The 21,605-nt window shown below is 38.3% G+C and carries 24 protein-coding genes; 20 read left to right on the top strand and 4 right to left on the bottom strand.

What is annotated here, in order from left to right; translation table 11 throughout:
* The first annotated feature begins 151 nt into the window (after positions 1-151).
* Positions 152-712, top strand: a complete 561-nt coding sequence (locus KW850_RS01995) for a LemA family protein (protein ID WP_218345939.1) — start codon at positions 152-154, stop codon at positions 710-712.
* A complete protein-coding gene (locus tag KW850_RS01990) occupies positions 712-1,461 on the top strand; it encodes a TPM domain-containing protein (RefSeq protein ID WP_218345893.1) in 750 nt (249 codons plus the stop codon). The genes KW850_RS01995 and KW850_RS01990 overlap by 1 nt, the downstream gene beginning before the upstream one ends.
* Before the next feature lie 91 nt (positions 1,462-1,552).
* Here KW850_RS01990 and KW850_RS01985 read toward each other — a convergent pair whose 3' ends face one another.
* Positions 1,553-2,647, bottom strand: a complete 1,095-nt coding sequence (locus tag KW850_RS01985; protein ID WP_218345892.1) for an AI-2E family transporter — start codon at positions 2,645-2,647, stop codon at positions 1,553-1,555.
* Positions 2,648-2,833: 186 nt separating this feature from the next.
* Here KW850_RS01985 and yknW point away from each other — a divergent pair, with 186 nt between their 5' ends.
* The 9 genes from yknW to KW850_RS01940 all read left to right on the top strand — a co-directional run bounded on the left by yknW (position 2,834) and on the right by KW850_RS01940 (position 9,792).
* Complete coding sequence (gene yknW / locus KW850_RS01980; RefSeq protein WP_218345891.1) at positions 2,834-3,505, top strand: YknW family membrane protein; 672 nt, start codon at positions 2,834-2,836, stop codon at positions 3,503-3,505.
* Positions 3,505-4,629: an efflux RND transporter periplasmic adaptor subunit gene (locus KW850_RS01975; protein WP_218345890.1), complete on the top strand. Its 1,125-nt coding sequence runs from the start codon at positions 3,505-3,507 to the stop codon at positions 4,627-4,629. The genes yknW and KW850_RS01975 overlap by 1 nt, the downstream gene beginning before the upstream one ends.
* Positions 4,626-5,318 (top strand): ABC transporter ATP-binding protein, encoded by a 693-nt coding sequence (locus KW850_RS01970; protein WP_218345889.1) that lies wholly within the window; start codon positions 4,626-4,628, stop codon positions 5,316-5,318. The genes KW850_RS01975 and KW850_RS01970 overlap by 4 nt, the downstream gene beginning before the upstream one ends.
* Complete coding sequence (locus KW850_RS01965) at positions 5,315-6,508, top strand: ABC transporter permease (protein ID WP_218345888.1); 1,194 nt, start codon at positions 5,315-5,317, stop codon at positions 6,506-6,508. The genes KW850_RS01970 and KW850_RS01965 overlap by 4 nt, the downstream gene beginning before the upstream one ends.
* Positions 6,509-6,683: 175 nt before the next feature.
* Positions 6,684-7,847 carry a tryptophan synthase subunit beta gene (gene trpB, locus KW850_RS01960; protein ID WP_218345887.1) on the top strand — a complete coding sequence of 388 codons (1,164 nt, stop codon included), beginning with the start codon at positions 6,684-6,686 and terminating at the stop codon, positions 7,845-7,847.
* 66 nt (positions 7,848-7,913) lie between these two features.
* Positions 7,914-8,228, top strand: coding sequence for a GNAT family N-acetyltransferase (locus KW850_RS01955; protein ID WP_218345886.1), 315 nt, complete (start codon positions 7,914-7,916; stop codon positions 8,226-8,228).
* Between the two features lie 246 nt (positions 8,229-8,474).
* A complete protein-coding gene (locus KW850_RS01950; RefSeq protein ID WP_218345885.1) occupies positions 8,475-8,792 on the top strand; it encodes a hypothetical protein in 318 nt (105 codons plus the stop codon).
* Positions 8,793-8,965: 173 nt separating this feature from the next.
* Complete coding sequence (locus KW850_RS01945) at positions 8,966-9,586, top strand: YitT family protein (protein ID WP_218345884.1); 621 nt, start codon at positions 8,966-8,968, stop codon at positions 9,584-9,586.
* Between the two features lie 20 nt (positions 9,587-9,606).
* Complete coding sequence (locus KW850_RS01940; protein ID WP_256358018.1) at positions 9,607-9,792, top strand: AMP-binding enzyme; 186 nt, start codon at positions 9,607-9,609, stop codon at positions 9,790-9,792.
* Between the two features lie 54 nt (positions 9,793-9,846).
* On the opposite strand, the gene KW850_RS01935 is transcribed toward KW850_RS01940, so the two are convergent.
* Together KW850_RS01935 and KW850_RS01930 are read right to left on the bottom strand one after the other, a co-directional pair.
* The gene (locus KW850_RS01935) at positions 9,847-10,650 is read right to left on the bottom strand and encodes an alpha/beta fold hydrolase (RefSeq protein WP_218345883.1); all 804 of its coding nucleotides are present in this window, start codon (positions 10,648-10,650) and stop codon (positions 9,847-9,849) included.
* Positions 10,651-10,750: 100 nt separating this feature from the next.
* On the bottom strand, positions 10,751-11,530 hold the full coding sequence (locus tag KW850_RS01930) for an alpha/beta fold hydrolase (RefSeq protein WP_218345882.1): 780 nt from the start codon (positions 11,528-11,530) through the stop codon (positions 10,751-10,753).
* 587 nt (positions 11,531-12,117) lie between these two features.
* Between KW850_RS01930 and KW850_RS01925 the strand changes: the two genes are divergently transcribed.
* From KW850_RS01925 to KW850_RS01900, 6 genes are read left to right on the top strand one after another with little or no spacing between them, the layout of a single operon-like run.
* On the top strand, positions 12,118-13,752 hold the full coding sequence (locus KW850_RS01925; protein ID WP_218345881.1) for a long-chain-fatty-acid--CoA ligase: 1,635 nt from the start codon (positions 12,118-12,120) through the stop codon (positions 13,750-13,752).
* 17 nt (positions 13,753-13,769) lie between these two features.
* On the top strand, positions 13,770-14,549 hold the full coding sequence (locus tag KW850_RS01920; RefSeq protein ID WP_218345880.1) for an SDR family oxidoreductase: 780 nt from the start codon (positions 13,770-13,772) through the stop codon (positions 14,547-14,549).
* A gap of 38 nt (positions 14,550-14,587) precedes the next feature.
* Entirely contained in the window at positions 14,588-15,070 is a 483-nt protein-coding gene (locus tag KW850_RS01915; RefSeq protein ID WP_218345879.1) for a hypothetical protein, read from the top strand.
* Positions 15,054-15,677: a hypothetical protein gene (locus KW850_RS01910; RefSeq protein WP_218345878.1), complete on the top strand. Its 624-nt coding sequence runs from the start codon at positions 15,054-15,056 to the stop codon at positions 15,675-15,677. Before KW850_RS01915 ends, KW850_RS01910 begins: the two co-directional genes overlap by 17 nt.
* Before the next feature lie 22 nt (positions 15,678-15,699).
* Positions 15,700-16,269: a polyhydroxyalkanoate biosynthesis repressor PhaR gene (locus KW850_RS01905; RefSeq protein ID WP_218345877.1), complete on the top strand. Its 570-nt coding sequence runs from the start codon at positions 15,700-15,702 to the stop codon at positions 16,267-16,269.
* Between the two features lie 21 nt (positions 16,270-16,290).
* Positions 16,291-17,361, top strand: coding sequence for an alpha/beta fold hydrolase (locus KW850_RS01900; protein WP_218345876.1), 1,071 nt, complete (start codon positions 16,291-16,293; stop codon positions 17,359-17,361).
* A 68-nt stretch (positions 17,362-17,429) separates the two neighbouring features.
* Here KW850_RS01900 and KW850_RS01895 read toward each other — a convergent pair whose 3' ends face one another.
* Positions 17,430-18,212 (bottom strand): alpha/beta fold hydrolase, encoded by a 783-nt coding sequence (locus KW850_RS01895; protein WP_256358017.1) that lies wholly within the window; start codon positions 18,210-18,212, stop codon positions 17,430-17,432.
* Between the two features lie 276 nt (positions 18,213-18,488).
* Between KW850_RS01895 and KW850_RS01890 the strand changes: the two genes are divergently transcribed.
* The 3 genes from KW850_RS01890 to KW850_RS01880 all read left to right on the top strand — a co-directional run bounded on the left by KW850_RS01890 (position 18,489) and on the right by KW850_RS01880 (position 21,602).
* Positions 18,489-19,631, top strand: a complete 1,143-nt coding sequence (locus tag KW850_RS01890) for a sensor histidine kinase (RefSeq protein WP_218345874.1) — start codon at positions 18,489-18,491, stop codon at positions 19,629-19,631.
* The gene (locus KW850_RS01885) at positions 19,624-20,223 is read left to right on the top strand and encodes a response regulator transcription factor (protein WP_218345873.1); all 600 of its coding nucleotides are present in this window, start codon (positions 19,624-19,626) and stop codon (positions 20,221-20,223) included. Before KW850_RS01890 ends, KW850_RS01885 begins: the two co-directional genes overlap by 8 nt.
* Positions 20,224-20,378: 155 nt before the next feature.
* Positions 20,379-21,602, top strand: coding sequence for a multidrug effflux MFS transporter (locus KW850_RS01880; protein ID WP_218345872.1), 1,224 nt, complete (start codon positions 20,379-20,381; stop codon positions 21,600-21,602).
* Positions 21,603-21,605: the final 3 nt, after the last annotated feature.

The following is a 21,605-nucleotide window of genomic DNA, read 5'->3' as shown; positions in this document are numbered from 1 at the left end:
CCTATAAGGAATCAGGCTTTTTTGTGTAAATTTAAAATCTAGAATGAAATGTGCTATTCCTAACAAAAGCTAAAGGTTGATAAAGGAATAATTTTTAAAATTGAAATATACTTATATTGGAAGGGACGTGATTATTTTGAAAAAAGGTTATATGGTAATTGGTGTCATCGTTGCAGTGGTGGTTATTTTTGGTGCCATGTTAGTTTCCAGCTATAACTCCTTTGTCAATTTAGAGGAAAATGTGGACCAGTCCTATGCTCAAATTGAAAACCAACTGCAAAGAAGGCTCGACTTAATTCCAAACTTAGTTAATACGGTAAAAGGTTTTGCTTCACATGAAAAAGAAGTCATTGCCTCCATTTCAGATGCACGGGCAAGACTAGCTGGTGCGGATACGCCGCAAGAACAAGCTACAGCTAATTCAGAGCTCTCGGGTGCGTTAAGTCGATTGCTTGTTGTTGTTGAAAATTATCCCGATCTAAAAGCAAATCAGCAGTTTACCCAATTAATGGATGAACTGGCTGGAACGGAAAATAGAATTGCTGTAGCACGCAAAGATTATAATGATCAAGTGGCTGTTTACAATAAAAAAGTAAAAAGATTCCCTGGTGCACTTATTGCAGGGATAACCGGTTTTGATGAAAAAGAATACTTTAAAGCAGACCCTAATGCGAAGGAAGTTCCAAAAGTTGACTTTGGGGGCAATGAATAATGAATGTGAATCGGGTCTTCAGCCTATTATTGGTGTTTTTCACTTTTTTTCTGTGTGCTGTAAATACTCAAGCTCAGGATGTCCAAATTCCTGCACCTGTCGGCGATATTTACGTACAGGACTTTGCCAATGTATTAAACGAAACAGAAAGAGCCGAATTAATCAATTTAGGCAGAAACATTGAAGACCAAACAACGGCACAAATTGCTGTTTTGACTGTAGAAACTATTGGAGACCGAACGATAGAAGAGTTTGCGAATGAAGCTTTTCGGCAATATGGAATCGGGAATAAAAGGGAAAACAATGGCGTTTTAATAGTCCTATCCATGCAGGAACGTAAAGTAAGGATTGAAGTAGGCTATGGACTAGAAGGCAGAATTCCAGATGGAAAAGCAGGCCGAATTCTTGATGAAAATGCTATTCCATATTTAAAAAATCAACAGCCGAACAAAGCGATAGTTGAAACCTATAAAGTTCTCGCAAACGAAGTCCTCGCTGAATATGGAAAAAATGGAGAAGTAAGTAAGCAGACCACAGATAATAAAGGAATTGGTATTCCAAGTTGGTTGCTGGTCATTGTAGTGATTGTCGTAGTATTTTTTGATTTTAAGTTTTTTGGTGGGACGCTCACCTATCTTCTCCTATCCATCATCTCTAGAGGTGGAGGTAGAGGAGGCGGAGGCAGTGGTGGTTCTCGAGGGGGTGGAGGTGGTTCTTCCGGCGGCGGCGGTGCAGGTCGCGGCTGGTAACTCTCTTGCTTGAGAACCTTAAAAAAACGGTTGGGAGAAATTTCTCCTAACCGTTTTTGCATTCCATCTATTTTTTATTGGATACTTATGCCTAGTTTGATAGGGTGGCCCTTTTTCGAGCCTGTAGAAACTTTATTACATTTAAAACAATCGTTTTGACTACAGCATAAAACGGTACTGCTAAAACCATCCCCAAGATTCCAGCTAAATTTCCTGCAGCGAGCAGGACAATTATAATTGTGGCTGGATGGGTATCAAGTGATTTTCCAAGGATGAGCGGAGATAATACATTTCCCTCAACTTGCTGGGCAATAACGATAATCAGAACTACTAATAAAGCCTTCGTCGGTGAATCAAATAAAGCAACAATCACAGCAGGTGCACCGCCGAGAATAGGGCCCACATAAGGAATGATGTTGGTAAACGCGACAATTAATGCCATAACTAGCGCAAATGGCAAATCAATAATTAGATAACCAACAAAAGCAAGAATCCCTACTGACAGGGCCACAATGACTTGTCCTTGAATATAAGAGGAAAGTGTTTCACCTGTCTCTTTCAACATAAGCAATCCTGCTTCTCTATATGTTACAGGAAGGAATTTAGTTACAGCCTTTGGGAATTTATGTCCGTCCTTAAACATATAGAATAATAAAAAGGGAACAGTCGCTAGAATAACCGCAATATTAGCAAACACACCAAGGATATTCGAAATACCGCCAGTGATTCGGTCAGGTAAGGTATTTGCATAGGCAATCAGTTTTTGTTTCCCAGTTTCCAATAAATCGTTTTGTTCTTCTATGATCCATTTAAATTCAGAACTTCTAGATACCTTATCAAAATACTGCAAGGTCTTGTTGGCGTAATCAGGAAGTGCATTCGCAAGTGCGTTAAACTGATTCGTGATGGCAGGAACCAAGCTGCCAATTGCTAATACAAGAATGCCAATAAATACTACATAAATAATAAGGATGGCAAGAATTCTTGGTACTTTTTGACGCTGAAGAAAATTAACAATTGGGTTAAGTAAGAAAAATAAAAACCCAGTAATCAGAATTGGGAAAAAAAGAGTAGAAAAAAAGATGCCAATTGGCATAAATAAAAATGAAATTTTGGTTGACACAAAGATGATCGTTAATATCAATAGGATCTGGATTAACCCGTATTGGAATTTTCTTTTTGACATTATTTTCCCCTTTTTTCAATTAGTATAACTTAAATTATATCAAATACTTGGAATAGAAGACAAATAATAGTATTTTTTTGTTGTCAGGCTTAACAATCATACATTGAAAAAAATGAAACTTTCGACTTATTTTATCGTATATTTAATAGGAATATTTTACATATGTGGAAAGAAGGGGTGTTGAATATGGAATTGCAAAAAGAAGTAAAAACGATGAATGAGAATCCAAAGTTAATGGGAATGTTTACGAGTCCGGGTGTACAGTTTGAACGGATTAAGCAAAGTCCGAAAGTTTGGGTACCACTATTTATCATTAGTATCCTCTATGTAATTGGAATGGCCTTTATGGCGCTATCTATGGATGCAAATACTTTAATTGAACAGGGAGTACCGGAAGATCAAGTTGATTTGGTGTTAACCATTACAAAGGTAACAGTAGCTGTTACAGGCATCATTGCGCCTATTATTGGTGTTTTAATTAGCAGTGCTATTCAATTAGCAATTGCCAGAATGGCTAGTTCTACTGTTTCTTTTAAACAATTACTTTCTATGAATACCTTTATCATGATTATCGGGGCAGCAGGTCTTATCTTGAATATGGGAATTAGGTATGCCATCGGCGGGGATCCAGAAATATATATTACTAGTTTAGCAGGTCTTCTCAATCAGGAAAAAGCAGGAGTTTTGGGTTCTATAGAGATTTTTGGGATCTGGTCCGCAGTATTAACTGCACTAGGACTTCATAAAACAGCTCAACTATCTAAAGGTCTTGCATGGACGGTTGCGATCATTTTCTTCCTCATTAGTATTGGCTTTGCTTTGGTCGGTACCCTATTACAAGTAGCGCCGAAGTTATAATGAAAAAGAAAACATGGATTACCCTAGGTGTAATTAGTTTGATTATCATAATGATTTCTGTAAGTGTCTACCGGCAGGTTCTGGCAAAGGGACCTGCCGTTAAAACGACAGAAATCAGCGAGGAGGAAATCTCCTCCCTGTTGATGATTCCAGGTACAGTGAAGCTTCCAGAAGAACAAATTGTGTATGCTACACCAGACAAAGGCGAAATCAAGAAACTGCTAGTCAAGGAGGGCCAGACAGTCAAGAAAGGAACGGTTTTGGCCAAACTTGTAAATCCGCAGCTTGAGTTGGAAATTGAGCAAAATAAATTAGCGGTCGAATCAGCTAATTTAAAAATAAACCAAATCGAAAAGAAACTAGAGCAACTCGAGGACAAAGAAAAGACCTTAAGTGAACAGGTTGGTAAAAAGGAAGCCAAAAAACAGCTTTCCCCTGAATTTGACCAACTTGAGATGGAAAAAAAGTTAGCGGACATTGAACTTAAGCAAACAGAACTTCAAAAAGATTTAATTAGCAAGCGTCAGGAAGATTTAAAGATTAAGAGTACAATCTCTGGTATTGTTTTAGCAGCGAAAAAGCCTGCTGCATCATCGATGGAAGCAGCAAACGAGCCTATTATACATATTGGTAAGCTAGAAGGAATGACTGCCTCTGGACTACTGTCAGAATACGATACCCTTAAAGTTAGTAAGGGACAAAGAGTGTTGATCAAATCAGATGCCGTTCCTGGAAAAGAGTGGCAAGGTGAAATTACTAAGACTGCTATTTTGCCAGAACAGAACCAAGCAAACTTGCAAAATGGTTCCCAGGCTGTTCAGTATCCTGTAACAGTAAAGATTTCCGGTGATACAACCACACTAAAACCAGGTTTCCAAGTCATTATGGAGATTGAAACTGACAAAAAAACAGCGAGGGTCCTACCACTCGATGCGTTATTTGATGATGGAGATAAGCCCTATGTATATCTTGTCAAGGGTGGAAAAGCACAAAAGCAGAATGTTAAAACCGGCATTACATCAGGTAAGAAAATAGAAATCCTTGAAGGTGTTTCAAAAGGAGACAAAGTCATCGTGAATGGGCCTGACAAATTAAAGGATGGGCTGGAAGTGACAGTTAAATGATCCAGTTAGAGTCCATCACAAGATCATTTTTGTTGGGAAAAGAAAGTGTACCAGTCTTAAATGGAATCAGTTTATCCATTCATGAAGGTGAATTTGCTGCCATTATGGGTCCATCTGGATCAGGAAAATCAACCTTAATGAATATTATCGGCTGTTTGGACAAACCGACTGATGGAGAGTATTATCTTGGCGGGGAAAATGTGTCGCATTATAATGACAAGGAATTGGCCCGGGTTAGAAATCAGTCGATTGGTTTTGTCTTTCAGCAGTTTCATTTGCTCCCCCGCTTGACGGCGTTAAAAAATGTAGAATTACCGATGATTTATGCAGGCATTTCAAAAAAAGAACGTCAGGCCCGTGCGGAAGAAGCATTAAAGAAAGTTGGTCTCGCTGACAGAATGAACCATCTTCCTAATGCCTTATCTGGTGGACAAAAGCAACGTGTTGCCATTGCGAGAGCAATTGTTAATACACCCAAAATTGTCTTAGCGGATGAACCAACAGGTGCCCTTGATTCGAAAACTAGCAAGGACATTATGGAACAATTTAAAGAACTTAATGATGAAGGCGTGACTATAATTATCGTTACCCATGAATCAGAAGTAGCAGAATACGCAAACAGAACGATTCTGGTTAGAGATGGAATGATTCAGTCTCCTTCTGATGGTGTGAGGGGGCCAGCCATATGAGTTTTATGGAGAATCTTTTTATGGCGTTAAGCTCCTTAAAAGCCCATAAGATGCGGAGTATTCTTACGATGCTTGGGATCATTATTGGGGTGGGGGCTGTCATTATTGTAGTGGCCATTGGGCAAGGCGGAGAAGCGATGCTGAAATCACAAATTACTGGTCCAGGGAATACGATTGAGTTATTTTATCAGCCCTCCGATGAAGAAATTCGCGCAAACCCTAATATATTTCAGCAAGCTCCATTCAAACAGGAGGATATTAGGGCGCTTGAGCAAATTGCGGAAATTAAAAGTGTGGTAGCATCAAGCACCAAATTGTCGTCTGTTAAATTTCAGAAAGATAACGTGGATGCATCTACGACGGGTGTTAATCAGGCCTATATTAAATTAAATAAGTTGAAGGTGGCCAAAGGGAGGAATTTTTCAGCCTCTGATTTTCTTGGTGGCCGACGTGCTGCGTTAGTCAGTAACAAATTGCAAGAGGAACTCTTTAAAGGGAAAAATCCTGTCGGAAGGGTTGTTATGGTTGGCAATCAACCCATCGAGATCATTGGGGTCTTAGAAAAACCAACCGGACTTCTTTCGTTTGGATCCATGGAGGTTTATATACCTTTCCAAACTTGGAAAACCATATACGGAAGCAGTGATTTTACCCAGGTAACCTTGCAAGCAGAGTCTGCTGAACAGCTGCAGGTTGCAGGTAAAAAGGCGGCTAAGTTATTAAATAATCTGCATAATACGGAAAAATCCTACCAAGTCATCAATATGGAAGAAATAGCTCAAGGTGTGGGACAAATTACAAAAATCATGACCTTAATTATTGGGAGTATAGCTGGAATCTCCTTATTTGTTGGTGGAATTGGTGTTATGAATATCATGCTCGTTTCCGTAACCGAAAGAACAAGGGAAATTGGGATCCGTATGGCACTAGGGGCCACTCGTGGACAGGTGCTGACTCAATTTTTAATAGAATCAATGACACTTACTCTCATTGGCGGTATCCTCGGAATTTTACTCGGCTGGGGAACGTCGACAGTAGTCAGTTTCTTTGCCGGCTGGCCATCCTTAGTATCTTGGCAAGTCGTGTTAGGCGGAGTGTTGTTTTCAATGGTTATTGGTGTGGTCTTTGGACTACTCCCGGCAAATAAGGCCTCAAAACTTGATCCAATTGATTCACTACGATATGAATAAGGAATTGTTTTTTAGGATTCAGTGAAAAGAAGTCTACACAGTGTGTGTAGGCTTTTTTCTATTTGGATGAAGAGATAAGGTTTGCAGAAAGTGGACAGTATGATAGAATAATTTAAGGAATATTCAGTTAATTAAAACGGTTCAGAAAAATAGTTTTAAAGGAGTCGAGATGAGCATGGAGAGACTAAGTGTGGAAAGTAAAGGTTATTTTGGAGAGTTTGGCGGAAGTTTTGTACCTGAGGATTTGCAACTAGTAATGAACGAATTAGAAGAGCAATTTTATCGTTTTAAAGATGACCCGGAATTCATTGCGGAATTCAACTATTATTTAAAGGAATATATAGGCAGGGAGAATCCATTAACGTTTGCAGAAAATTTAACCAAGCAAAATCAAGGGGCAAAAATTTATCTGAAACGAGAAGATTTAAACCATACTGGCGCACACAAAATTAATAATGCAATCGGCCAAATTCTTTTAGCAAAACGAATGGGTGCAAAGCGAATTATCGCGGAAACGGGAGCTGGACAACACGGTGTGGCAACTGCAACAGCATGCGCCATGTTTGGGATGGAATGCATTATTTATATGGGTAAATTGGATACGGAACGCCAAGCGCTCAATGTCTTCAGAATGGAATTATTAGGTGCAAAAGTCGTACCTGTTGAAAAAGGACAGGGCCGCTTAAAGGATGCTGTTGATGAAGCCTTGGGTGACTTGGTGCAAAACTATAAAAATACCTTTTATTTATTAGGTTCGGCTGTAGGACCACATCCATACCCAACGATGGTCAAACATTTCCAGGCGATTATCAGTGAGGAATCGAAGCGCCAGATTCTTGAAAAGGAAGGAAAACTGCCAACAGCAGTGATTGCCTGTGCGGGAGGCGGAAGTAATGCTATTGGTGCTTTTGCACATTATATTGACGAAAAAAATGTGCGCTTAATTGGGGTTGAACCAGCTGAAGCTCCAACACTGACTGAAGGGGTTCCAGCCGTGATTCATGGCTTTAGATGTTTAACGTTATTGGATGAAAATGGAAATCCTAAACCGACGTACTCGATTGCGGCAGGGCTGGACTATCCTGGTGTGGGTCCTGAGCACAGCCATTTGAAAACAAGCGGGCGCGCCGAATATGTATCAGTTACCGGGCAAGAAGCACTAGAGGCATTTCAATTGCTAAGCAAGACGGAAGGAATAATCCCAGCGTTAGAAAGTTCTCATGCCGTAGCATATGCTATAAAGCTTGCTAAAGAATTATCTAACGATGATGTGCTAATTGTTAACTTATCAGGACGCGGTGATAAAGATGTTGAACAAGTATTTAAGATGCTAAAATAGTAATAAAATATAGAAGGACAAGTCGATAAAGACTCGTCCTTTTGAATTTTAACTGGGAGGAGTCCGTTGAAAGCATTGTCATTTATCAAAAACTATCAAGATAACAAGGGATTAAGGGGAAGTTTTAATCAGTTGGCACTAAATACCTTTGGAATCGAGTTTGAAAATTGGTACCAAAATGGATATTGGACAGAGAAGTATATGCCGTATTCATTTGTTGATCATAATCAAGTGGTTGCCAATGTATCTGTAAATTTATTAAATTTGGTAATAAATGCTGAGGAAAAACAAGCAATCCAAATAGGTACTGTCATGACACATCCTAATTATCGAAATAAGGGTTTATCCAGGCGGTTAATAGAAATGGTGTTAGACGATTAACAACATGTCGATATAGTCTATTTGTTTGCCAATCAAACAGTATTGGACTTTTATCCGAAATTCGGATTTCATGCTACTGATGAAGTGCAATATATATTAGACTATAGCCACCATCTTTCAAATCCCTCTGAAATGAAAAAATTAGATGCTCTGAATCCAGTGGATTTAACATTCATTTATAATTTAGCAAAGAATCGAAAGGTAATTTCGGATATATTCGGAACCTCAAGTAGTGAGGAACTCCTGATGTTTTATTGTACGATGGTTTTTAGTCAGGACCTTTACCATCTTGAGAATGAGAATGCACTGGTTATCTTTCAATTGGATGGTGATCGTTTACATCTTTATGACGTAATCAGTCATGAGAGGATAAACATTCAAACAGTCTTGAGCACGATTGTCCCACCTGAAGTTAAGAAAGTAGTCTTCCATTTTCATCCCAATGAACAAGAGTTACCATTTGAAAAGCAGCTTTATAAAACCAACAATGTTCTTTTTATTAAGAATTTAACAAATGTCCCGTTTCCAAATGAATTTAAACATCCGCTTACTGCAAAGGCGTGATGGTGACTGACACCATTTAAATAATGAATTTTTTGAAAGAGCTCTCGTACAAATAACCATTTGTAATGAGGTTCTTTTTTTATTGTATTTGGGAGGAGAGCATGTTTCAGATTTACTTGAATATATTTTAACTAAATCTAATTACGTATTTTGGTGATAAAAAGGGGACAAGTATGCATAGATATAGGATAAAATTTTATATTGACTTAAGTAGATCTGGTGTAAGTCCTTTTTATAAACGGTTAGGGTTTATTTTTTTAGGCGCTACACTTGTATCCTTATCCTTACAATTATTTTTGGTGAAAAATCATGTGATTGATGGAGGAATCATTGGGATTAGTATCCTGCTTGCACATATTACCCAGCAAGAAATAGGATTATTTTTGTTAATATTAAACACTCCTTTTTTCTTACTTGCCTATACATTTCTGGGAAAAAGGTTTCTCCTCCTCAGCCTTTTTGCCATTCTTATTCTATCGTTTGAAACCTATTTATTAGATTCTCTTCCTGTCATTACCTCCAATCCAGTCCTAGTTATTGTCCTTGGCGGAATTAGTTTAGGTCTGGGGGTCGGTATCACCATTCGATTCGGTGGATGTTTTGATGGGACAGAAGTGATAGCTATCATGTTAAGTAAACGTTCTTCTTTCTCAATCGGGCAGATTATCCTGTTATTAAACGTATTGATTTTCGGGAGTTCGATTTTCATTTTTGGATTAAGTGAAGCCGTATTCTCCTTAGCAACATTTCTAATAGCATTTAGAACGATTGATCTTTCAATTCAGGGACACTAATTTGCTGCTCGTTTTCTTCTTTGGACTTTCTAAAGGAAGGTTATACACTCTCTGTGAAAGAAGTTACTCAGTTTGCGAATGGTAACTTAGCACCGTACAAGGCGCCAAAAGAAGTCAAAATTCTTGCCGAATTACCAAAATCATCGGTGGGGAAATTGCTTAGGAGAGTCCTACGGGATGAAGAGGTAGCTAAGGTAAAAGTTTAACACGATGTGAAAATGCCCGTTCAACCTTTGAACGGGCATTTTTTATGAAAAAAACTATTGGTTTTTTAAGAAATCTAGCACTTTTTCATTTACCAACTCATTTGCTTCTGTTACATAAATATGACCAGCACCTTGAATGGTCAAAAATTCAGCATTTGGAATTTTTTCAGCTAAATTAATCCCATTTTGATAGGGAACCAACTTATCGGCATCGCCGTGGATAACCAAGGCAGGCACTTGGATTTGGTCTATCTCGTTGGACGTATCATGGGCTAAACAGGCCTGGAGCTGAAGTATATAGGCATAAGGAAGAACAGGTATCTCGATTCTTCTTTGTATGTCCTCTGCCACTAATTCTCGTTGATTTTCTATAAATGCTTGACTATATAGGATTGGAGTGGTGGCCCAAGCCATTTCCTCTGGTGTTGCAATGGATGAGCCCCTTGAAAGCATTAGCATCGAGACCTCTGCACTAGGTTGGACATGATTTGCTCCGCCAGAGGTTGTACAACCTAAGATAAGCGATCGGACTCGTGAAGGATACATAAGTGCTAATCTTTGTGCGATCATCCCACCCATGGAAATCCCATATACATGGGCTGAGTCTACGCCGGCTGAATCCAAGACGCACTTAGCATCTTCAGCCATTTGTTCGATCGAGTAGGGAGTATTAGGTTTGTCACTGAGACCTGTACCACGATTATCAAAAATAATAACTTTAAAGTGCTCACTTAGAGCAGGGATAGTCCTAAACCAAGATTTTGAGTTCAATGATAACCCCATAATTAAAAGTAAAGGTTCACCTTCTCCGTGAACCTCATAATAAAGATTTATACCATTCCCAGTAGTATGTGGCATTTACAGCAATCCTCCTTTTTAAAGATAACGGTAAATTATATGATAATATGCCTAAGTAAAGAACATAGAAGAAGAAGGGAGGAAAGAATCCGCACCCTCTTTAACTAGCTTTTGAGTGTTTCTTCAAAAAACTGCGTAGAATTCTATTAAATGCATCTTTTTGTTCTAATTTGGCAATATGGCCAGTATTCCTGATGATGACAAATTCAGAATGGCGGATTTTTTTATGCATGAGTAGTTGTATCCATACAGGAATGACTGAATCATATTGTGAGCCCATGATTAACGTCGGGACTTTAATTTTAGGAAGCAGTTTCAAATTATTCACTTCAAAACAGGCTTTAACAGATTTTAGAAATACATCATCATTAGGGTTGTAAAATTTAAGGAAGTCTTCATATACTTTTCCCTTCCAGGAAGTAAGTGAAATACGTGCGGCCGTGGTTTTGGAGATACTTGGGGTTCTTGAAAGCGACCGTACCTTGCGATAGTTTATGATTAAATTAGCTAGATGCTTTGGAATAAAATGAAAGGTACTTACCAGCATGAGCGTTCGACACATTTGAGGTGCTTGACGATAGATTTCCTGAGCCACCATTCCGCCCATCGATAAGCCACAGATGTGAGCGCTTTCGATATTGAGATCATTTAATAGATTAATAATGTCACGGGCAAAGTGTGGGATAGAAATTTTATCATTCGTAATATGCTCACCATGACCTCGTAAATCAGGGATAATCAAGTCATACTGATCCGCAAATTCAAATTGATTGTGCCAGCCCTCCTTCACCTCTCCTAGACCATGAATAAAAACCAAAGGTTCACCATCACCAAACCGCAAGTAAGGAATGTCAGAGCAACTAATAGAATCTCTACTCAAATATACCCCTCCTATTTGCTATATATCATATAAGGGCTTTCTACAATTTGTAAAGTATTAATTTTTACAAAATTCAGAATAATATAAAGAAACTATGTTCTCGTGTTCTCTCTGTATGGACAAGTGTCTTTCTTCGGTGCCTGACACCAAAAATGACACCAAAAATGGCGCCAAGAATTGCACTGAAAAATATTATAGGAGAATACTAATTTCTTTGTTTATGGATCTTTTGGAAGTGGGGGGATGAATGGTTTTTTCGGTTGTTATTTACAAATTACACCATTCCGTTGTAAGGGGAGTGAAAAAATATTCCGACAATTTTCGTCAATATTTACATAATTGTGTAAATTTTTTGAAAACTGTCACTTGATGTATAAAGGTTTGTTTTCGTTTTATCCAATAGATAGTGATTTTTGTAGAAATTTGTCGAAAGAGGAAGGTTTACAAATTTCTATTTTACTACAATAATCATAACTATATTAATATTCTAATTAATGATTATTGATGACCACTTCGAAGCATTTGCAGCTATTTTTAAATGGAATATTTACTATTAGACTTTAAAAATCTTGAGGAGGCTCGTAGTAATGGTTTATCAGCAAAAACCGTGGTTAAAAATTTATGATCCAAGAATTAATGAGCATGTAAACATTGAGCACAATTCACTTTATGATTTTTTACATGGTTCAGTTAAACGATATAATAGTAATCCTGCATTCACCTTTTACGGAAAAGTTTGGACCTATAATGATACAAAACTGATCACCGACAAATTTGCTGCAGCCCTACATAGGGCAGGATTTACTAAGGGTGACCGTCTGTCTATAATGCTTCCTAATTCCCCTCATTACATTTTCACGCTATTCGGTACTTTTCGACTAGGTGGAATAGCTGTTCAAGTTAATCCAATGTATGTAGAAAGAGAAATAGAACACGTTTTAAATGATTCTGGCTCTGAATACATAGTCGCATTCGATGCATTTTATCCAAAAATAAAAGAATTGCAATCCAATACATCCTTAAAAAAGGTTATCGTAGTAAGTTTCGGTGGGACGAGAGTCGATCTTGCTGCTGGCGACCATTATTTTGATGAATTTTTACATGGGGACGTAACTATCCCAGAGGTCGAGATTGACCAATATGAGGACGTAGCCCTTTTACAATATACTGGTGGGACAACAGGTGTATCTAAAGGTGTCATGCTCACTCATCGTAACTTACTTGCCAATTTCAACCAAGTTTGTGATTTTGCCTATAATGCTTGTGATAATAAACCGGAAAACTTAAAAATGATTACTGTCCTGCCAATGTTCCATGTGTATGGATTATCTAGTGTGGCGCTATGTGGAATTAGGGAAGGGGCTAATCAAATCGTCTTACCGCGTTTTGATGTTAAAGAGGTAATGGATACGATTAACCGTGAAAAGCCGTTCCAAATGTCAGCGGTTCCAACCATGTATTTTGCATTAAATAGCCAGCCAGATTTAGATAAATGTAGTTTTAATGAAATGTATTACTTAAGCAGCGGTGGTGCGCCACTACCCGTAGAACAAGTAAAAATGTTTGAAAAGAAAACAGGTGCAAGGTTACTGGATGGGTATGGCCTTTCTGAAACAGCACCAACAGCCATCTTTAGCCCGCCATTTGTACCGAGGAAATATGGCAGTGTTGGAATACCGGTCCAAAGTACAATTGCCAGAATTGTCCATCAGACCCCGGATGGGTATATCGATACACCTGTTGGAGAAGAAGGCGAGTTAATAATCCAAGGTCCACAGGTCATGAAAGGGTATTGGAACCGCCCAGAAGATACGGCCGAAGTAATAAAAGACGGCTGGCTGTTTACAGGAGATATCGCAAAAATGGATGAAGACGGATACTTTTATATCGTAGACCGGAAAAAGGATATGATCATTGCGAGCGGATACAATGTATATCCTAGTGAAATCGAGGATGTGCTTTATAAACTCGAAGGAATCGAAGAGGTGCTTGTTATTGGAGTTCCGGATGCCTATCGTGGGGAAACAGTAAAGGCATTTGTGAAATTGAAAGATGGATATGCCATTACAGAAGAGGATATCAAACAGTTTGGGAAAGAAAACCTTGCCCCATATAAGGCGCCAAAAGAAGTAGAAATACGTACTGATTTGCCTAAATCTTCAGTTGGAAAACTACTTCGACGCGTATTAAGAGATCAAGAAAAATTAAAAGTAGAAGCTTAATAGAGAGGGGGAAAACCGTGAATATTCAAGAGATTTTTAGTTTAAAAGGCAAAACAGCCATTATTACCGGCGGAGGAAGAGGCTTAGGCCAGCAAATTGCGGTCGCCTATGCAGAAGCTGGGGCAAATGTGGTCGTGTGCTCAAGAAATCTAGATGCCTGCCACCAATTGACAGAAGCCTTGCAGGAAAAAGGGGTTCGAGCCCTTGCCCTGAAATGTGATGTAGCCAATCGAAACGATATCCAGTCTGTTGTCGATGAAACCATGCGAGAATTTGGCCGGATCGATATATTGGTTAATAACAGTGGTACCAGCTGGGGTGCACCTGCTTTAGAAATGCCTGAAGATAAATGGGATAAAGTAATGGATATCAACCTAAAGGCCGTTTTCTTATTTTCTCAAGCTGTTGGGAAAATAATGGTCGAGCAAAAATCCGGTAAGATTATTAATATTGCCTCCATTGCAGGTATCGGAGGGCAAGACCCATTGGTGATGGATGCGATTGGTTATTCCGCAAGTAAAGGTGCAGTCATTACCTTAACGAAGGATTTAGCTGTGAAACTGGCTCCATATAATGTCCATGTCAATGCCATCGCTCCAGGGTTTTTCCCTACTAAAATGGCAAATGCGATTCTAGATTACTCAGGTGAAAAAATTCTCGAACGAACACCTGCAGGACGCTTTGGGTCCGATAATGATATGAAAGGCCCAGCACTTTTCTTAGCTTCAGATGCTTCTAATTATGTATACGGCCATGTACTAGTTGTTGACGGCGGCACAACTGCCGGTGTACAGTAAAATAAAAGATACTGACCAGTTAGTTAAGAGGGATGCACATGGAGTTCACACATCGAGACTCAGATGCTTTCTATAAAAAGCTTGAAGCAGAAATGAATAAAAGAATCCATGCCTGCACCAATAACAGAAACTTTACGATCGCTTTTGGGAGAGCAATGGAAGCACACCTGAAGCAATTAAGTATTCGTAAGAGGTTAACGACGAGATGGCTAAAAAAATTTGACCTTGCGAATAAAGATGAAATAAGTGCTATTTCTGTAAGAATCGTAGATTATGAGGAAAAATTAGATCTTTTGGATGAATCCATCTATAAGATGTCCAAAAGACAGCAAGAGAATCAAACTAAGTTCAAAATGATTCGGGAATCCTGGGAAGCCCTGCAGGCAGTATTGGAGATGGAAGCCCATGAATTCCACGATTCGAAACTAAAAAACTTAGAATTAGAATTAGTAGACTTAAAAAAATTATTTGATACAGATCATTCGAATTTGGAGGAGAAAAACGATGACGAAAAAAAATGAAACTGTCGTAGAAGTTGAAAATCAAGAAGCTGTGGTTGGCGAGGAAAAGGATCCTTCAAGCTTAGACCTTCTCTGGAAGTTAGGATTTAATGAATTGGATGCATGGAAAGAGCGCTTCAATAAACGTGATGCACGTTTATTGGATGCTGTTAAGAATTACGTGGACAAGCTTAAACAAAATCAAGATAATGCGGCAACAATTGCAGCACAATTTGGGTTGGAGCTGAAAGAGTGGGAGAAGACGGCAAGAGAAGAATTACTAGTGACAACAACTCCACTACAGAATTTCTTTCCTGTTAAATCATATGAAGAAATTAACAGAGTAGTAGAGGACATTCAGAATAAAACAGCTCATTTATTATTTACTCCAGCTCAAGCATTAATCACTGGACAATTGGATGCACTCGATAAATATGTAGAAACCGTTGAACAATATATCGCTTATCGAAAAAATGGCAGAGAAAAATATATTGAGAGTGTTAAGAAAACGAGCAGTGTATTATATGAAAATCAAAAAGTATTTGTGAGTATGTTTGCGAAGCAAGTGAAAACTGCTATGCTGCCTTTTCAAAGTTATATGAAGAATGTAACGGAGCAATCTAAATAATATCATAATAGGAGTGGAAGTAATGTCGGGTAAAAAACCTTACGATCCATTTGAATCCTTTCATAAGCTTAGTCTTTTATGGGAAAAACAAATCAATGATTTTATCTATCTTTGGACGAATAACAAAGATTTTGTGAAAATGTCCAATACAGGAACGGAGATTAATTCGCGTTATCTAGAGGCTTTTAAAAAGAATCAGGAAGCACTTGCTAGTGTATTAAATTTACCAACTAAAAATGATATAGCAAACGTTGCAACTTTAACGGTTCAAGCTGAGGAAAAAATTGAGGCTCTTGAGGAACAAATCTGGGATTTACAGGACTCCCTGAATTCGCAAAACAAAGAAATAGAGAGTGTTGTGGAAATTTCTAAAGAAATCATTAAATTAACGAAGCAGCTGAAAACGGAGTTAATAAAAACGAAAAAAGAGCAACTAGATACAAAGGAATTACATGCAGAAATACAAGAAATGAAGTTTGAGATATTGAAATTAACAAGCATTAAAGAAGAAGTTGAATCATTAAAGGGTCTAATTGAAAAAAAGGACCAAGACACAAAACGAGAACTAGCAGGATCAGGGACATCGAAATAATATTGAAAAGGAGGGGTGACCTTGGCAACTGAAGCACCTTTGAAAGGGTTAATTTCCGAATTTGATTATCAAAAAGAAATGGACCGCTGGGAAAATGTATTTAAGATCTTATCAGAACCTGAACCCAAGGTTGGTCAAACTCCTAGGAATGAAGTATGGAGAAAAAATAAATCAGTCCTCTGGCATTATCCAGCCAAACAGAAAAAGTATGAAATTCCTTTATTTTTCGTGTATTCACTTTTTAATAAACCATACATTTTAGATATTGACCAAAAGAAAAGTGTGATTAAGAACCTTAATGAGATGGGTTATGAAGTGTATTTATTGGATTGGGGTACACCAGGCTATGAAGACAAAAAAATTGGTCTCGACACCTATATCGAGAAATACTTAAAAACGGCTGTTAAGCGGGCTATTCGCCATTCTGGAGCGGATGAAATTACACTAGTTGGCTATTGTTTAGGCGGAACGATTGCCTCAATCTACGCATCAATTGCGGACGAACCAATAAAAAATATAATTGTAGCCACTGTACCAATTGATTTTACTACGTTTGTTGGGCCAGAAAAATGGGCTGAAGGTTTCAAACAAGGAGATTTTAATATTGATCATTTTCTTGATGTTTATGGGGTTGTACCGCCTAAATATGTGGAAATGATGTTTAGAGCCGTTGGAGCACCAATTTATTTCACAAATTATACCATGCTCTTGAATCGTGCCCATGATCATCGTTATGTAGAAAAGTGGCGTCGAATGAATAAATGGACACTTGATCAAGTTCCTTTTACAGGAGAAGCCTATAAACAATTAGCGAATGATTTAATTAAAGGGAACAAGTTGGTTAAAGGTGAATTAATCGTTGGGAATAAACAGGTGGATTTAAAAAATATTCGTGCCAATCTATTTGTTATCTCTGGCTCAAGAGACAATTTAGTTTTAGAAGAGCAAAGTAAACCCATTATGGATTTAGTGTCTAGTGAAGATAAAACATATCTTTGCGTAGAAACAGGGCATGTTGGCCTTGCGTTATCTGGATTATTTGCAGGTATTGTTGATCAATGGGCTGCAGGACGCTCAAATCCCACTGCTTAAATGATTGGGAAAAAGTTTGGTACAAGGATTATAGCAATGAGGGAAGAGGAAGGGTGATCCTTCCTCTCCTAACTTGCCGTTTTATGTTTGTTCAAGAATGTTCGCAGAACCTGGTTGAATTCATCCTTTGCCTCTAATTTGGCGATATGTCCTGTGTTCCTGAAAATGACAAATTCAGAGTGACGAATTTGTTTATGCATTAAGAATTGTACCCAAACTGGAATAACCGAATCATACTGCCCGCCAATAATTAAGGTGGGTACTTTAATTTTAGGAAGTAAGGTTAAATTATTTACTTTTAGACAAGCCTCCATGGATTTAAAAAAGAATTCCTTGTTTGGTTTGTAAAATTTGTAGAAGGTTTCGATATTTTCCTTGCTCCAAGAATAGAGACAAACCTTCGCAGACCTTTCTGCGATTGCCTGAGGAGATTTATTTTCTGCACTGGCTTTCCGGTACTTTATAAAAAGTTTACCGAGCTGTTTAGGAGCATAATGGAAAGTGCTCACTAGCATCAGAGATTGACACATCTCCGGAGCCTGACGATAAATTTCTTGCGCAACCATTCCCCCCATAGATAACCCGCATATGTGTGCGCTTTTAATTCCCAACTCTTCTAATAGACTAATTACATCAAATGCAAAGTTTTTTATGGAAATCTCTCCCGGTGAAATGTACTCTCCATGTCCACGTAAATCAGGAATAATTAAGTCATACTGACTCGCAAACTCAAACTGATTTTCCCAACCCTCCTTTACTTCACCAAGCCCGTGAATAAATACTAATGGCTCACCTTGACCAAGCCGCAAATAAGGAATACCGGAGTCACTTTTGAACATTTTACTCAACATTCATTCCTCCTAGTTGTTTGATAACAACTGTTATTTCCAATATTTGAATGGTGTAAACATGAATAAAATTATGATTGTTTTATTATATCTTTATTTGTGGGAAAATATTACATATGAGTGTAAACCACATATATGGAATCACTTGTCTGAAAAAAAGTATTGGCTTTAAAGAGACAAAATTTTTAGTTAAAATGAGTGGTGTATGGAGTACAATTACTGAGCTCCTGAGTTATGATAGAAGGATAAAGGATGTTAAGGGAAAATGAGGTTTCTTTCATGATAAAAAAGTATTTAACATTTCAAAAAAATAATGGGATTGCCCCGTATATTTGGACGATTCTATGCATTTTACCGTTTTATTTTATTTTTCAATCATCCTCAACGATTGAAATTGTAGTGGGAATTTTACTCACATTACTATTCTTTATTCTTTACCGAATTGCGTTTATTTCGAGAGGGTGGCCCGTTTATTTATGGACATTGATCCTAATTGGTATTTCTATTACCGCGAATAGTCTTTTCAACTATGTTTATTTTGCCTTTTTTCTTGCTTATTTTATCGGCAATATTAAAGAAAGAATCGCCTTTTTAACGTTGTATTTTATTCATTTGTTTAGTACGTCTGTTTCCATTAACTTCAGTATCGTCACGCAAGAAAAATTATTTCTACAGCAGCTGCCTTTTGTCATTATCATTTGGATTAGTGTAATCCTTCTCCCGTTTAGCATCCATAACAAGAAGGAAAGAGGGCAACTGGAAGAAAAATTATTGGATGCAAACAAACGGATTTCTGAGTTAGTTAAAATTGAAGAGAGGCAAAGAATTGCCCGGGACCTTCATGATACCCTGGGACAAAAGCTCTCACTTATTGGGTTGAAATCAGATTTGGCACGAAAGTTAATTGCTAAGGATCCGGAGCAAGCACGAAATGAACTAAAGGATGTTCAGCAAACAGCACGAACTGCATTAAGTGAAGTACGAAAGATGGTATCATCGATGCGGGGAATCCGCTTGAGGGATGAAATTGTCCGAGTAGAACAAATCCTAAATGCTGCAGAAATTAATTTCCACAGTGAAGGCGATTTTACTCCCGCAAAAGTAACACTGTTAACGGAGAATATTTTAAGCATGTGTATGAAAGAAGCTGTAAATAATGTTGTCAAACACAGTGGAGCGAAGTCTTGTTTCATTGCGATTAAACAATCGATCCAAGAATTGGTTTTGACCATTCGTGATGATGGGGTTTATAAGGGAGAGAAAGATACCCTGCAAGAAGGTCATGGGCTGATTGGTATGAAAGAGCGCTTGGAATTTATTAATGGCAGTCTTGAAATTTTAACAAAAGAAGGAACAACATTAATTATAAAAGTACCAAATGATGTTAAACCAAGGATGGAAAAGGAGGAGCAAAATGATTAAAATTGTGATTGCTGAAGACCAGCAGATGCTTTTAGGCGCCTTTGGTTCACTTCTTAATTTGGAAGAAGATATGGAAGTGGTCGGAAAGGCATCAAATGGAGAAGAAGCTGTGACACTCGTCAAGAAATTCAAGCCCGATGTCTGTATCATGGATATCGAAATGCCTGGAAAGAGCGGTTTGGAGGCAGCAGAAGAGTTGAAGGGTCTAGGCTGTAAAGTAATCATATTAACCACTTTTGCCAGAACTGGTTATTTTCAGCGGGCGTTGAAGGCTGGTGTGAACGGCTATTTGTTAAAAGACAGTCCTAGTGAAGAGTTGGCTAGTTCCATCCGCAGTGTAATGTCAGGAAGACGAATTTATGCACCAGAACTAATGGATGATGTGTATGGTGAAGAAAATCCATTAACGGATAGGGAAAAGGAAGTATTGGAACTCGTTGCAGATGGCAAAAATACCAAAGAAATTGCTGAGGAACTTAGTATCAAAGCAGGCACCGTCCGTAACTACATCTCCATTATCCTCGACAAACTGGAAGTAAAAAACCGTATCGAGGCAATTACCCAATCCAAAGAAAAAGGCTGGTTTAAATAAAGAGTGCATTAGCGGTGTCAGGCACCGTTAATGCACTCTTTTTTTGATTATCAATTTTCGTACGCCAAAAAAGTTTTATTTATCTGAAAAATGTAGTTAACTAGTATTGACAGCAAATTTACGTAGTTTATTACAGAAAGGGAATGATCGTTTTAATGGGTGAACCGATAAATGACATGATGGTTAGTAGTAAGGGAATTTCACGTTCCCAACGGTTATGGATGGCAGTAATTCTTGGGACGTTAGCTGCCTTTGGACCCTTGTCGATTGATATGTATTTACCGGCTCTTCCTGAGCTTGCCAAGGACTTTCATTCCAATCCATCGCTGGTTCAGTTTAGTTTAACGTTTTTCTTGTTCGGATTGGCTTCAGGGCAGTTGTTTGCTGGCCCGCTCAGCGATGTTTATGGACGCCGAAAGCCGTTACTTATTGGATTAATTACTTATTTCGTGGTTTCACTATTATGTGCCTTTAGTCCCTCGATTTGGGCATTTATTATCTTACGTTTGTTACAAGGTTTTGCAGGTTCTGCTGGAATAGTTATTTCACGTGCAATTGTGCGAGATTTATATTCGGGTTCAGAATTAACAAAGTTCTTTGCATTACTTGCATTGGTTAATGGATTGGCCCCGATTCTCGCACCTGTGGTGGGAGCACAGTTCTTGAAAATCGTCCCATGGCAAGGAATATTTATCGTCTTAAGTATCATTGGTTTGGTGATGTTCTTGGTTGTATTTTTTGGATTACCTGAGACACTCTCTCATGAAAAAAGGGCTTCGGGAGGGCTCAAGAATACGTTTTTTACCTTTAAAAATCTGATTTTAGACCGCAGTTTCATCGGCTATGCTTTAGTACAGGGATTGGTGTTTGCTGCTATGTTTGCTTATATTTCTGGGTCACCATTTGTGGTGCAAAATATATATGGTGGGTCAGCACAAATGTTTAGCCTCATTTTTGCAATAAATGGTTTAGGCATCATGATTGCCAGTCAAACAACAGGCCGATTGGCGGGACGAATACACGAATCAAGACTGTTTGTTTTTGGAATCGGTTTGTCTTTTTTGGGCGGAATCGTTTTACTCCTCCTTTTGCTGTTAAATGCTGACTTATTAATAGTATTGGTGCCGTTATTTTTTGTGGTAGCAAGTGTAGGTATAGTGAATACGGCAGGATTTTCCCTTGCCATGCAAAAACAAGGTAAGTCCGCAGGCAGTGCCTCTGCACTTTTAGGTGTAATGTCACTCTCATTTGGAGGGATTGTGGCACCGCTTGTAGGTTTAGGAGGAGAAAATACCGCCATACCGATGGGATTTGTGATCGCGTGCGCAGGTGGGGGAGCAGTTCTTTCGTATCTGTTTCTCGTACAAAAGACGAACTAATGT

The sequence above is a fragment of the Bacillus sp. sid0103 genome, assembly GCF_019219025.1.
This window is presented reverse-complemented; position numbering and strand designations above follow the sequence as displayed.

Coding starts and splice junctions, on each gene's coding strand:
- KW850_RS01905 (WP_218345877.1), top strand. CDS start 15,700: ATGTCGGGTAAAAAACCTTACGATCCATTTGAATCCTTTCATAAGCTT.
- KW850_RS01915 (WP_218345879.1), top strand. CDS start 14,588: ATGGAGTTCACACATCGAGACTCAGATGCTTTCTATAAAAAGCTTGAA.
- KW850_RS01935 (WP_218345883.1), bottom strand. CDS start 10,650: ATGCCACATACTACTGGGAATGGTATAAATCTTTATTATGAGGTTCAC.
- KW850_RS01995 (WP_218345939.1), top strand. CDS start 152: ATGGTAATTGGTGTCATCGTTGCAGTGGTGGTTATTTTTGGTGCCATG.
- KW850_RS01945 (WP_218345884.1), top strand. CDS start 8,966: ATGCATAGATATAGGATAAAATTTTATATTGACTTAAGTAGATCTGGT.
- KW850_RS01890 (WP_218345874.1), top strand. CDS start 18,489: ATGATAAAAAAGTATTTAACATTTCAAAAAAATAATGGGATTGCCCCG.
- KW850_RS01910 (WP_218345878.1), top strand. CDS start 15,054: ATGACGAAAAAAAATGAAACTGTCGTAGAAGTTGAAAATCAAGAAGCT.
- KW850_RS01880 (WP_218345872.1), top strand. CDS start 20,379: ATGGGTGAACCGATAAATGACATGATGGTTAGTAGTAAGGGAATTTCA.
- KW850_RS01950 (WP_218345885.1), top strand. CDS start 8,475: ATGTTTTATTGTACGATGGTTTTTAGTCAGGACCTTTACCATCTTGAG.
- KW850_RS01970 (WP_218345889.1), top strand. CDS start 4,626: ATGATCCAGTTAGAGTCCATCACAAGATCATTTTTGTTGGGAAAAGAA.
- KW850_RS01895 (WP_256358017.1), bottom strand. CDS start 18,212: ATGTTGAGTAAAATGTTCAAAAGTGACTCCGGTATTCCTTATTTGCGG.
- KW850_RS01990 (WP_218345893.1), top strand. CDS start 712: ATGAATGTGAATCGGGTCTTCAGCCTATTATTGGTGTTTTTCACTTTT.
- KW850_RS01965 (WP_218345888.1), top strand. CDS start 5,315: ATGAGTTTTATGGAGAATCTTTTTATGGCGTTAAGCTCCTTAAAAGCC.
- yknW (WP_218345891.1), top strand. CDS start 2,834: ATGGAATTGCAAAAAGAAGTAAAAACGATGAATGAGAATCCAAAGTTA.
- KW850_RS01885 (WP_218345873.1), top strand. CDS start 19,624: ATGATTAAAATTGTGATTGCTGAAGACCAGCAGATGCTTTTAGGCGCC.
- KW850_RS01985 (WP_218345892.1), bottom strand. CDS start 2,647: ATGTCAAAAAGAAAATTCCAATACGGGTTAATCCAGATCCTATTGATA.
- KW850_RS01925 (WP_218345881.1), top strand. CDS start 12,118: ATGGTTTATCAGCAAAAACCGTGGTTAAAAATTTATGATCCAAGAATT.
- trpB (WP_218345887.1), top strand. CDS start 6,684: ATGGAGAGACTAAGTGTGGAAAGTAAAGGTTATTTTGGAGAGTTTGGC.
- KW850_RS01975 (WP_218345890.1), top strand. CDS start 3,505: ATGAAAAAGAAAACATGGATTACCCTAGGTGTAATTAGTTTGATTATC.